Annotated in this window: 12 protein-coding genes; 9 read left to right on the top strand and 3 right to left on the bottom strand. The window is 37.8% G+C overall.

The features are described from left to right. Positions 1 to 33 precede the first annotated feature (33 nt). From ADJ83_RS26570 to galU, 8 genes are all read left to right on the top strand, one after another. Complete coding sequence (locus ADJ83_RS26570) at positions 34 to 159, top strand: hypothetical protein (protein ID WP_275044150.1); 126 nt, start codon at positions 34 to 36, stop codon at positions 157 to 159. A gap of 241 nt (positions 160 to 400) precedes the next feature. Further along, positions 401 to 1147: a DUF2087 domain-containing protein gene (locus tag ADJ83_RS15590; protein ID WP_031539494.1), complete on the top strand. Its 747-nt coding sequence runs from the start codon at positions 401 to 403 to the stop codon at positions 1145 to 1147. Between the two features lie 115 nt (positions 1148 to 1262). After that, positions 1263 to 1613: a GIY-YIG nuclease family protein gene (locus ADJ83_RS15585; RefSeq protein ID WP_016203358.1), complete on the top strand. Its 351-nt coding sequence runs from the start codon at positions 1263 to 1265 to the stop codon at positions 1611 to 1613. A gap of 147 nt (positions 1614 to 1760) precedes the next feature. Continuing rightward, a complete protein-coding gene (locus ADJ83_RS15580; protein ID WP_031539496.1) occupies positions 1761 to 2273 on the top strand; it encodes a GNAT family N-acetyltransferase in 513 nt (170 codons plus the stop codon). Between the two features lie 15 nt (positions 2274 to 2288). After that, positions 2289 to 2798, top strand: a complete 510-nt coding sequence (locus ADJ83_RS15575; RefSeq protein WP_031539498.1) for a DinB family protein — start codon at positions 2289 to 2291, stop codon at positions 2796 to 2798. 247 nt (positions 2799 to 3045) lie between these two features. Next, positions 3046 to 4731, top strand: a complete 1686-nt coding sequence (locus ADJ83_RS15570) for an ATP-binding protein (protein WP_031539501.1) — start codon at positions 3046 to 3048, stop codon at positions 4729 to 4731. A gap of 57 nt (positions 4732 to 4788) precedes the next feature. Continuing rightward, positions 4789 to 5340 (top strand): YdhK family protein, encoded by a 552-nt coding sequence (locus ADJ83_RS15565; RefSeq protein WP_031539503.1) that lies wholly within the window; start codon positions 4789 to 4791, stop codon positions 5338 to 5340. Between the two features lie 347 nt (positions 5341 to 5687). Continuing rightward, positions 5688 to 6584 (top strand): UTP--glucose-1-phosphate uridylyltransferase GalU, encoded by an 897-nt coding sequence (galU, locus tag ADJ83_RS15560; protein ID WP_031539504.1) that lies wholly within the window; start codon positions 5688 to 5690, stop codon positions 6582 to 6584. A 612-nt stretch (positions 6585 to 7196) separates the two neighbouring features. Here galU and mnmH read toward each other — a convergent pair. Next, positions 7197 to 8258, bottom strand: coding sequence for a tRNA 2-selenouridine(34) synthase MnmH (mnmH, locus tag ADJ83_RS15555; RefSeq protein WP_048718262.1), 1062 nt, complete (start codon positions 8256 to 8258; stop codon positions 7197 to 7199). An 18-nt stretch (positions 8259 to 8276) separates the two neighbouring features. Further along, on the bottom strand, positions 8277 to 9326 hold the full coding sequence (gene selD / locus ADJ83_RS15550; protein ID WP_031539508.1) for a selenide, water dikinase SelD: 1050 nt from the start codon (positions 9324 to 9326) through the stop codon (positions 8277 to 8279). Between the two features lie 199 nt (positions 9327 to 9525). On the opposite strand from selD, the gene ADJ83_RS15545 reads away from it, so the two are divergent. After that, a complete protein-coding gene (locus ADJ83_RS15545) occupies positions 9526 to 10578 on the top strand; it encodes a permease (protein WP_048718260.1) in 1053 nt (350 codons plus the stop codon). A gap of 19 nt (positions 10579 to 10597) precedes the next feature. Here the strand turns inward: ADJ83_RS15545 and ADJ83_RS15540 are convergent, their stop codons facing one another. Continuing rightward, the gene (locus tag ADJ83_RS15540) at positions 10598 to 11725 is read right to left on the bottom strand and encodes a GntR family transcriptional regulator (RefSeq protein ID WP_048718258.1); all 1128 of its coding nucleotides are present in this window, start codon (positions 11723 to 11725) and stop codon (positions 10598 to 10600) included. Between the last annotated feature and the right edge of the window lie 279 nt (positions 11726 to 12004).

The following is a 12004-nucleotide window of genomic DNA, read 5'->3' as shown; positions in this document are numbered from 1 at the left end:
TGAAAGCCAAAAAGCAGAGGAGGCAGTAGAAAGGTGGCGTTCATTAAGTGGATGAACGCCAAAAAGTTGAGAAAGCAGGAGAAAAGTGGTGTTCATCGAGTGGATGAAAGCCAAAAAGCAGAGGAGGCAGTAGAAAGGTGGCGTTCATCAAGTGGATGAAAGCCAAAAAGCAGAGGAAACAGGAGAAAAGTGGTGTTCATCGCTTAGATGAACGCCAAAAAGCAGAGAATCAAACGAAAAAGTAGCGTTCATCCCGCACAGATTCCTCCCAGCTTACTACCATCAAAACAAACAAAATCTCCCTAAACATTGACGGTTAACCAAAAAAAGTTTATTATTTAACTGACATAAATAATATTTGTTTGTAAAATAACAAACATATAAACGAGGTGTTTGTTTTATGGAGATTTCATCTTATTTTCAAAATGCAACGATTGATGAATTAAAAAAGGGCTATATCGATGAACAGGATTCCTATCTTTGTCTTTTATGTGGGGAGCAGATAGAGAAAGGTATTATCTATCCACAAGATGGAACATTATATGAAGCGGAAAAGTTCATGCAGCGCCACATAAAAGATGCTCATCAATCTGTTTTTCATTATTTACTTAGCTTAGATAAAAAGATGACAGGATTAACGGAGCATCAGACTAAATTGCTGGAGCTATTTTATCATGGGAAAAGTGATGAAGAAGTGAAAAAAGCGCTGGCAATTGGCAGTGCTTCAACCATTCGGCATCATCGCTTTGCTCTTAAGGAAAAGGAAAGGCAAGCGAGAAATTTTCTGGCGATTATGGAGTTAATGAAGGAAAAGGATAATCATGCGCCTAGCTTTGTTCCTGTTCATAAAACAGCCACAATGGTAGACGATAGATACAATATTACGGAAGAAGAACAGGAAAGCATAACAGCTAAATATTTCAAGGATGGGGTTTTGAGTAAATTTCCAATCAAGCAAAAGCAAAAATTAATTGTTCTCCGTGAAATATCCAAGTATTTAGAAGAGCAAGAGAGCTATTCCGAAAAGGAATTAAATCAGCTTTTAAAGACTATTTATGATGATTATGTTCTGATAAGAAGATATTTAATTGAATACGGATTTCTTGATCGCAAAGCAGATGGAAGCCTTTATTGGTTAAAAAAATAGGCTTTTTCTAAAAGAATCTTGTTTTTTCAATAGAAAATTAATTATTCAAGCTGTGGGGAACAGCAACAACCTTTACGAGAACACAAAAAAATAATAGAAAGGTGATAGACATAACATGGACCGCAAAAAAGAGCTAAAACAACAGTATAGAGAAATTCCGATTGAAGCTGGTATTTATACGATAACAAATAGTAAGAACGGGAAAATTTGTGTCGTTAGCACGAGAAATTTTAAAACAATTAATGGAGTGAAATTTTCACTGGAAAATGGCGGATATGCCAACAAGAAATTAGTGGAAGAGTGGAAGGAATACGGGAAGGACGCATTTTCATTTGAGATTGTAGAAGTGCTAAAGCCGAAAGACGATCCTTATTATAATGAAAAAGAAGAGCTAGCAAAGTTGGAGGAAAAGTGGTTGGAGAAATTACAGCCATTTGGTGAAAGAGGCTACAATAATAAGAAATAGGATGGAGATGTCTGAATAGGACATCTTTATTTCATATCCGCAATTAATAGAAAATACTTTCATTTTTCGTCCCTACTTGGTATCTTACTTAATAAGATTAGTATATTAGAGAGAATTTTTCCAATAGTAAAAAAAGGGGATATGACGATGATCCGAGAGATGAAGGAAACAGATTTAGGAGAGGTACTAGAGATTTATAATGATGCCATTTTACATACAACGGCTGTTTATGATTATCGTGCACATTCCTTAGCAGACAGAAAAGGATGGTTTAACCAGAAAACAGAGGGAGGGTATCCCCTTTTTGTTTTTGAGGAAGATGGCAAAGTGCTTGGGTTTGCTACATATGGTCCATTTCGGGCTTGGCCAGCTTACAAGTATTCGATTGAGCATTCTGTATATGTCCATAAAGAGGCAAGGAAAAAAGGGATTGGCACAAAGCTATTAAAAGCCCTAATCGAACGTGCTGAAGAAGAGAGCTATGCGACATTAATTGCGGGAATCGATAGTACGAATAAAGGAAGTATTCTCATCCATGAGAAACTAGGATTTACTTATTCAGGCACGATTAAAAAAGCAGGCTATAAATTTGAGAAATGGCTAGATTTGGCTTTTTATCAGCTAGAATTAAAGGGTCCAGAATCCCCAGTAGAAGGATAAGGAGGAATAATAAGGATGGCAAAACCAGCAATTACGGATTATCCAGAACATTATAGAGGCTATGTAGGTCTAGTTCCAGAAGGAGACATAATCGAAATTATTGGTTCTCAGCTAGACGAAACAATTGCTTATGTGAAGGCGAATGAAGAGAGAAGGGATTTTCGCTATGCAGAGGGGAAGTGGTCCCTTATAGAAGTGATTGGTCATCTTATGGACACGGAAAGAATTCAGGCTTATCGTTTATTACGGATTGCTAGGGGAGATAAAACGCCGTTAGCTGGATATGATGATGAAAGCTATGTGGAGAAAGCTAATTTTTCCTCCAGAACAATAGACGACCTTCTCCAAGAATTTAAAGCTGTTCGCTCGTCTACTGTTGCCTTGATAAAAGGTCTTTCAGAAGATGCCTGGGAAAAGAGGGGATTTGCTAATAAGGGAGAATTTACAGTGAATGCCCTTGCCTATATTATTGCAGGCCATGAACGCCATCATTTGAAATTAATTAAAGAAAGATATACGCTCTAGCATATAGGGAGATTCCTGAGAGGGAGTCTTTTTTTGTCGTTCTTCGGAAAAAAGGGGGAATTAAATAGACAAAAGGAAAAAGATTTGTGTCGATTATATTAACTATATTGGATAGTTAACTGCATTAAAACAGTGCAGCAACTGTCCCTTTAATTTTTATGGAAAAATAAAATTGAGTCAAATTGTCGGAAATTTACGTGCTATAATAAAAGGAAATTAAACTTATATAGAAAGTTGGGGGTTTTTAATGGCTGTATATACTCCTCAGACAAGGTTTCATCCAGAGATTGCTCTTACAAATCTCTCCGATATGACTAGTGGCGCACACATCATGTACATAACAAGTAACAAAGACACATACATAACAAATGCTGCGTCCTTCATAAAAGCCGGTCTGCTTTTGGAGCAAAAAGTTGTTTTAGTAGATCAGAAGAAAATATGGCCACTAATAATCAAAAAGTTGGAAGAAAACGGATTAGAAAAGGAAAAGATTAATCAGATTCATTTCATAGATAGTGAGGAAGTCTATTTTAGAAGTGAAAATCTTCCATTAGCAAGTATTATAGAAACAATTAGTGGCTCAATTCCCGATTATTTTTTTAATAAGGATATAACGATGCGGTTTTGGGGGAAAGCCCCAAGTCTCTTTAAACAAGACAAAATCATAGATAACTTGCTTCAATATGAGAATGAAGTGGATGAATACATAAGAGATTATCAAAATTATGCTGTATGTGCCTATGATGGGACAGAATTATCTGCAAGTAATTATATCCATTTAAAAAACGCCCATCCATATGTAATGACAGATACGGAATTCGCATTATCTAATGCGTATACAAAAGAAATCAAGCCTCCATCCCCCGTACGGAATGGCAAATATGAGGAAACTATTGCCAATCTTCAGCTAGCACAAACCTACTATTCCCGACTAGTAGAAGACATGCTAGACGCGGTCTTCATTACTTCCAACAATATTATTATGTATGCAAATAAAGCAGCTACCAAATTATTAGAAACAGAAGACCTTGTTGGAAAATCAGCATATGAGATTATGGAACCAGATTTCTTAGAAAAGTATTTAGAAAAGGAAGAGCTTATTTGGGGAGGAGAAATAGCAACACCTTACGAGATGGAGCTTATTACCTCTCAGGGAAAAGTAGTAGAGGTAGAAATTCTAGCATATCCATTTCTCTTCGAAGATTTAAGCTCGACAATTATTATAATTGCCCGAGATATAAGGGTCAGAAAAGAAAATCAGCAGCTTCAGATTAAAAATGAAAAACTAGGAATCGCTGGTCAATTAGCAGCAAGTATCGCACATGAAATTAGAAATCCCCTTACTGCTATTAAAGGATTTCTAAAGCTCGCATACCAAGGAGCAATGAAATTAAAAGACATTTATCCAATCCTTGATATTGAAATCAATCGGATTGAAACAATTGCGAGCGAGTTAATGTTTCTAGGAAAACCAGCAAAGTCAGAAATTAAAGAAATAAACATCGGAAAAATTCTTCTAGATGTTTATACGTTGATGCAATCACAAGCAAATCTTGATAATGTCGTAATTAATTTAGATACATATGATAATGATTTACATGCTTTATGTAATGTTGATCAGATGAAACAAGTTTTTATCAATTTGGTTAAAAATGCGATTGAAGCGATGGAAAACGGTGGCATCATCAATATGGAAGCAAAACTTGATGGGAAGTGGATTGTTGTCACCATCAACGACAATGGTAAGGGAATTCCTGATGACATAAAGAATAAACTGGGAGAACCTTTTTACACGACGAAAGAAAAAGGAACAGGTTTAGGGTTAGTAATTTGCTATAACATTATTGCAGAGCATAAAGGCGAAATAGATTTCATTTCAGAAGATGGTGTTGGCACAACCTTTACTATTCGATTACCTTTAGCGAATAAATAGACCAATGTTTAAAATTTCCTCTTTAGTGAAAGAATTCATAATAGAGGAGGTAATAGAATGAAAAGTAGACATGTTTATATCGCTTCTATTTTTACCTTAGTGCTATTATTTTATGGCTGTTCATCAGCTGAAGAAAATAGTGACAAAGAATCAAGTCAAACCGAGCAGCATGAACACCAAGAAACTGGCTCTCCAGAAATCCCTGAAGGTTTAGAGCCTGCAGCGGATCCGAAATATAAGGAAGGTAGTCAAGTAATCTTAAAGGCCAATCATATGGAAGGGATGGACGGAGCGGAAGCGACCGTATTAAATGCTTTCGATACTATCGCCTATCAAGTGACCTATACTCCGACGACAGGCGGAGAACCGGTCAAGAATCATAAATGGGTCATCCAGGATGAAATAAAGGATGCGGGAAGTGAAATGCTTGAAAAGGGAACAGAGGTTACCCTAGAAGCAGATCATATGGAAGGCATGAAAGGCGCAAAAGCAACTATTGAATCCGCTGAGAACACAACCGTGTACATGGTAGACTACCAACCAACAACAGGCGGCGAGATGATAACCAATCACAAATGGGTTACAGAAGAAGAAGTTTTTGCTGAATAATGTTGTAAAAAAAGGGTTGTAATTACAGCTCTTTTTTTATATGCTTGAATAAAGTTTTCCGAACATTCAATCTTTATTAACGGGAGTATATTTGACAAAATATTGTAAAAAATGATAAATTAAATAAAAATACATAATAAAACTATTTTCAAGGAAACTATATAATGATATGATAGATGTACGTTATTAAGAACATATTTGCTAAATTATTTCTATTTTTCAACTTAATATAGAACGATTCTATTGAATTTACTAATAATTTACAAAAAAAGAAATTCGGATGGGAGTTCCTTTTAAGCAAAAAAATGGTATAATCATAAAGCGAATTGCCTAAAGGAGGAAATAACTTGAAAAAAGTAAGGAAAGCGATCATTCCAGCCGCTGGACTCGGAACTAGATTTTTGCCAGCAACGAAAGCAATGCCGAAAGAAATGTTACCAATTGTCGATAAGCCTACTATTCAATATATTGTAGAAGAAGCAATTGCTTCTGGGATTGAAGATATTATAATCGTTACTGGTAAAGGGAAAAGAGCGATTGAAGATCACTTCGATTACGCCCACGAATTAGAACAAAATCTTCGTGATAAAGAGAAATTTGAATTGCTTGAAAAAGTTCAATATTCCTCTAATCTAGCAGATATTCATTATATTAGACAAAAAGAGCCAAAAGGATTAGGACATGCTGTTTGGTGTGCGAAAAGCTTTATTGGAGATGAGCCATTTGCTGTTTTACTTGGTGACGATATCGTACAAAGCGATACACCTTGCCTAAAACAACTAATTGAACAATATGAAGAAACACATGCTTCTGTTATTGGTGTTCAATCCGTACCGGACAATGAAACACATCGTTACGGAATTGTAGATCCAAGCGATAGCGAAGGAAGAAGATACCAGGTTAATAATTTCATTGAAAAACCAGCTCCTGGAACAGCTCCATCTAACTTAGCAATCATGGGTCGCTATGTGTTAACACCAGAAATCTTCATGTACTTAGAAAAACAACAAACAGGTGCAGGCGGAGAAATCCAATTAACAGATGCTATCCAACAACTAAACCAAATTCAACGCGTATTTGCATATGATTTCAAAGGAGATCGTTATGATGTTGGCGAAACATTAGGATTCGTAAAAACAACATTAGAATTCGCGCTACAACGTGATGAAATGAGAGAAGAAATTCTTGAATATATGAAGCAAGTGCTTGATAAAGCTGATTTAGATAAAATCAAAGTATTATAAGAAAGAAACGCCTTTTGAGTGCAGGGATATCTGCATTTGAGAGGTGTTTTTTTTGAAATTTGTGGTGTGAGTGTGGGAGTAATTAGTTAGTTGCTGGTGGTTGGCTGATAAGAGCAGTAGTTTGGCTGATAAACCTCAAGTTTGGCTGAAAAGAGTAGTGTTTTGGCTGAAAAATCCCAAGTTTGGCTGAAAAGAGCAGTGGTTTGGCTGATAAACCTCAAGTTTGGCTGAAAAGAGCAGTGTTTTGGCTGAAAAATCCTAAATTTGGCTGAAAAGAGCAGTGTTTTGGCTGAAAAATCCTAAGTTTGGCTGAAAAGTGCTGAAGTTTGGCTGATAAACCCTCAATTTTGGCTGATATCCCAATATCTCTTCCTTCGGTTTTGCTTATGTCTTAATGTTTCCAGCCATAATTCCAAATTTCTACCCGAACCGACTCCAAAATTAGAAGTAAAACCACAAAACGGTACCCGAACCGACTCTGCATTTAATCACAACTGCAAAATCCCTTCCTCATTCTCCAGTCTACACGCACACCCTCAAAACCCAAAAAAAGCTTTATCACTTGTTCAAAATAACAAGTAATAAAGCCAGTTCCAAAGTAAAGTTTCTAAATTAGTTCACTTCGCTCTTCGCTGAAGTCCGACTCTTCTTTTGCCACAGTTCCTTCACTTTGATGATCGCATCCTCTGTGTTTTGCACATATAAATCGATAGTTTGCTCATCTTTATATTGTAAAGCCGTTCTTTCATAGAGCGGATCATAATAGTAGGTTAACAGCAATTCAACAGCTTTAGCATAGTTTCTAGTCTGTAGAGCTTCTTCAATTTTAGCAGCCGCGGGTGTGTGGATGCGCCGCTTGATTAATTGGAATGCTTCTACACATTCATCATGATGATTGGCTGGAGAATAGTCAGCCAATATATGCTGAACTCGCTCCTCGATTGGCATATGAATAAATAGCTGAAGGCCAGCCTCCTTTTTTTTCAAAAGAAAGTCAGGCAGCAGTACTTTGCCAATCCGTTTGCTTTCACCTTCCATTAAAAAATAAGGAGAAGCAGGAAGCCTTTCGATTTCGCCGACAAGTAAGGAGTCGAAAGTCTTCTGATTATGGGGCTTGAGTCCAATTTGTCCAAAGATGGAGCCGCGATGATTGGCCATTCCTTCCAAGTCCAATACAGGAAGTCCTTCTTGCTTTAAATGCTGTAAAATAACCGTTTTATTGGAACCGGTATAGCCGTTTAAGACAATTGCTTCCTGAGCCATTTCCATTGCATCTAATTGTTGGATAACCCACCTGCGATACGTTCGGAAACCGCCTTGCAAGCGGTAGCTATGAACGCCCACTAAATCAATAACGGTTGCTGCTGTTTTACTGCGCATGCCGCCCCGCCAGCAAAAGACCACTACATCCCTTGATAATTCTTGGAATGACTGAATGAAAGCAGGCAGTTTTGCAGACACAATTTCCAAACCGCGAGCTTTTGCCGCTTCCACACTTACCTGCTTATAAAGAGTCCCAACCTCTGCTCTTTCCTCATCTGTAAAAAGAGGGATATTGATACTGCCAGGAATCGTATGCTCGTTAAATTCAGAAGGAGAGCGAACATCTACTAAAGAAAATTCTTTTTTCTCCCGTAATTCAAATAATCGTTCAATCGTTATATCTTGAAACAAGGTAGCTCCGCCTTTCTCTCACCCAACAAAAATATGACCAGGGCTCTCTTCTGTGACGTCGCCAATGATGGCAGCTTCTACACCAGTGCCAACTAATTCTTGCAGCAATGCATCTGCTTGGTCGCCTTTAACGGAAATCAACAATCCACCAGAAGTAACGGCATCGCATAAAATCAATTGATCGATTTCATCCAATTCAGAGGAGAACGTTACATCGCCTTCTAAATGTGCAAAGTTATTTTTCGTTCCACCAGGAATAACGCCTTCTTGTGCTAATTCTTTTACGCGCGGAAGGACAGGAACTTGCTTGGATGCGATTTTAATAGTGGTATTGCTTCCTTTCGCCATTTCAGAAGCATGTCCAAGAAGTCCAAATCCAGTGACATCTGTACAAGCATGCACCTCATAAGCTTCCATCACTTCTGCCGCCTTCTTATTCAGTGTAGCCATAACTGTCGTAACACGTTCAATTTCTTCTGTTGTCAAAAGGCCTCTTTTAATCGATGTAGTTAAAATGCCGACACCAATTGGTTTAGTTAAAATTAATTTATCAGTCGGCTTAGCACCGGCATTTGTACGTACTTTATCTGGATGAATCGTACCAGTGACAGCAAGGCCAAATTTAGGCTCTTTATCATCAATCGAATGACCGCCGACAAGTGTAGCACCAGCTTCTTTCACTTTATCGCCGGCTCCGCGCATAATATCAGCCAAAATTTCTTTTTCCAATACAGAAATCGGGAAAGCAACAATATTTAAGGCAGTTAGTGGTTTGCCGCCCATTGCATAAATATCACTTAAGGCATTTGCCGCAGCAATTTGTCCAAATGAATAGGGATCATCTACAATCGGTGTGAAGAAATCAACTGTTTGGACAATCGCTAAATCATCTGTAAGTTTGTATACGCCAGCATCATCGCTTGTATCTAAGCCAACAAGAAGATTTGGATTTTTTTCTGCTGGTGGCAGTGTACGAATTACTTCAGATAAATCAGCAGGCCCAATTTTACAGCCGCAGCCTCCTTTTGAAGATAAAGATGTAAGTTTAACGGAATAAGACTGTGTCATATGACACCAACCTTCTTTCTAGTAAAATAAATATTTTTTTTATAAGTTTCATTATCTATTATAAAGCAATGGGAAGCTCAATGCATGCTATGTAGATTGGATGGGAAAAAAAGGAGGGTAAATCTTTTTCGAGTGTCTAAAAATAAATATATGATATAATTTAATCGCACTTAATTTAATGATAACGAAGGTGAGAGAGATGAGTACGTTAACAGAGGAGCAATCAAGCCAAAAAAGAACGTTTTGGTTCGCTTTTCTATTTATAGTAGTTACAGTAATTGGTCTTACTTATGTGAAATGGTGGCCTTATTATCATAAAGCGATCCTTTCTTTTCAAACACATTCTATTGGAGATTCGATTCTCCAAGATCAGATTTCTAACTCTTTTTCATGGAGTGCAGCAGTAAGTTATACGGTTGCCTACTTCCAATCTGTATGGAAAGCAGCAGTTTTAGGTATTCTGCTCGGATCGCTTGTTCAAGTGCTGTTACCGTCAGGATGGCTGTTAAAAGTATTAGGAAAAACTAGCTTTGGCAGTACAGCAGCTGCAGGACTTGCTTCCATTCCAGGAATGATGTGTACTTGCTGTGCCGCGCCAGTTGCGGTTGGTCTTCGCAAAAAGAATGCTTCTGTCGGCGCAAGCTTAGCTTTTTGGATTGGAAACCCGACTATCAATCCAGCAACTTTAATTTTTATGACATTCGTCCTTTCTTGGAAGTTTACATTATTACGACTTGTGATTGGACTAATTTTAACCTTTGGCATTAGCTATCTCGCTAATCGCTTTGTAAAGGATACACCATCTGTATCTGTTGATAAATTAATAGAAGATGCCGAAGAGGATAAGCGTTCCTTTATGAAAAGATGGCTTGCTTCTTTAGGAAGCATGATTCTTTATGTTGTTCCAGCGTATGTTCTATCTGTTTTAATATTAGGAGCTGCACGCTTTTGGATTTTCCCACAATTAAGTGACAGCATGTCTAATAGTTTGATTGCTATTCTGATTTTTGCCATTGCTGGAATGCTCTTTGTTATTCCAACAGCAGCAGAAATCCCAATTATCCAAACCCTTATGATGATGGGGCTTGGGGCAGGGCCAGCTGCCGCTTTGCTTATTACATTGCCAAGCATTAGCTTGCCTTCCTTATTAATAGTCGCTAAATCCTTCCCAAGGAAAGTGCTCGTATTTGTCAGTCTTTCCGTTGTTGTATTAGGCATTATCAGTGGATTAATAGGAAAAGTAATGATATAGGATGACAGATCCACGTGCATTAAGACACGATGGATCTGTTCTTTTTTACGACGTCAGTTGAGGACCGTATCACTAGTTCTGGTTCATAAATAATGGGAGGTTCGTTTGATAGATTAAATTCTTTTCCCTCTACTGCTGCAATAATCCATCTAGCAGCATCAATCCCCATACGGCTTTTCGGATGATTAATGGTTGTTATTGCTATCTCTGTTGAACCAGCTGGATTAACATCATCAAACCCGATGAGAGAGATATCCTGTGGAATGGACAATTGTAATTTTTCTAAAACTGTTTGCACAGACTTTGCGATAAAATCGTTGTAACAGACAATGGCAGTTGGCAACTTATTTTTGTTTTTAAGCGTATTCAAAAGTTTTTCTGCAAAATCATGATGTAATTGTTCCGTAGTAAAGGTTACGAGATTTTCTGGACTAATGGAACGTTTTCCATGTCGCATTGCCTCTAAAAAGCCTTGCATACGATGAACACCTTGTAAATCATCAGACTTAAAGATTCCTAGAATTTGTTCATGGCCAAGTTGAATCAGATGATCTGTTGCCATATATCCTCCTTTGACATCATCCATTTTTAAATGAAAAGGAGAGAGCTGAGAATAGAACTGATTAATCATTAAATACGGAATATTACGCTGCTCCAGTTCAAGATAACAGTCCATATTAGGATTAAATTGATTGCTTTTAGTAGGTTCTAAAATTAGGCCATCCATGTTCAAATCAAGGAGATTACGGAGACATAGCCGTTCTTTCGCATGGTTATTTTCCGTACAGACTAATGTTAAAGAATAACCTCTATCCGTTAAATAGGTCTCCATTCCGCGAATAATCGATGGAAAAATATAATCGGAAAGATAAGTCATCATCACGCCTATATTTTTCCCATTTGTTTTGCTATCACCTATTTTACTAGCAAAAGGCTCCCCACAAAAAGTGCCAACACCCGGCTCCCGATAAAGCCACCCCTCATGAACCAGCTCTCTCATCGCTAGGCGAACCGTATACCTACTCACATCAAATAATTTCGCAAGCTCATATTCAGAATAAAATCGCTCACCTGGTTTCACTCTTCCATCCATCACCCAATCTTTTACCGCCTCTACCACCATTAATTTCTTCGAATGTCGCCCCATCGTAAATCTCCCCCTTTTAAATGAAAATCTGTTACTTCTAAGAAATGCGAACAATTCTGGAGATATACATTTTTATTGTATTTTTGTAAAAGAATGTTGAAGTTGGGGTGGGAGTGGCGCTGATTTGACCTGAGGAGTGTGGGATAGAGCTTGTTAGGGAGGAGCGGTGAGAGAGACTGTGTCTAAGCCCGAATGACAGAAAAAGTGGTCGCCGAGGTAACAGAGAGTCGTTCTCTAAGCCCGAATGGCAGAAAAAGTGGTCCTCAAGGTAACAGAGAA

The sequence above is a fragment of the Bacillus sp. 522_BSPC genome (assembly GCF_001076885.1).
GTDB classification, from domain to species: domain Bacteria; phylum Bacillota; class Bacilli; order Bacillales; family Cytobacillaceae; genus Niallia; species Niallia hominis.
This window is presented reverse-complemented; position numbering and strand designations above follow the sequence as displayed.

What these genes read in the sequence shown, in the direction of transcription:
- selD (WP_031539508.1), bottom strand. Translation starts at nt 9,326, where the DNA reads ATGACACAGTCTTATTCCGTTAAACTTACATCTTTATCTTCAAAAGGA.
- ADJ83_RS15585 (WP_016203358.1), top strand. Translation starts at nt 1,263, where the DNA reads ATGGACCGCAAAAAAGAGCTAAAACAACAGTATAGAGAAATTCCGATT.
- ADJ83_RS15590 (WP_031539494.1), top strand. Translation starts at nt 401, where the DNA reads ATGGAGATTTCATCTTATTTTCAAAATGCAACGATTGATGAATTAAAA.
- ADJ83_RS15540 (WP_048718258.1), bottom strand. Translation starts at nt 11,725, where the DNA reads ATGGGGCGACATTCGAAGAAATTAATGGTGGTAGAGGCGGTAAAAGAT.
- ADJ83_RS15545 (WP_048718260.1), top strand. Translation starts at nt 9,526, where the DNA reads ATGAGTACGTTAACAGAGGAGCAATCAAGCCAAAAAAGAACGTTTTGG.
- ADJ83_RS15580 (WP_031539496.1), top strand. Translation starts at nt 1,761, where the DNA reads ATGATCCGAGAGATGAAGGAAACAGATTTAGGAGAGGTACTAGAGATT.
- ADJ83_RS15565 (WP_031539503.1), top strand. Translation starts at nt 4,789, where the DNA reads ATGAAAAGTAGACATGTTTATATCGCTTCTATTTTTACCTTAGTGCTA.
- ADJ83_RS15575 (WP_031539498.1), top strand. Translation starts at nt 2,289, where the DNA reads ATGGCAAAACCAGCAATTACGGATTATCCAGAACATTATAGAGGCTAT.
- ADJ83_RS15570 (WP_031539501.1), top strand. Translation starts at nt 3,046, where the DNA reads ATGGCTGTATATACTCCTCAGACAAGGTTTCATCCAGAGATTGCTCTT.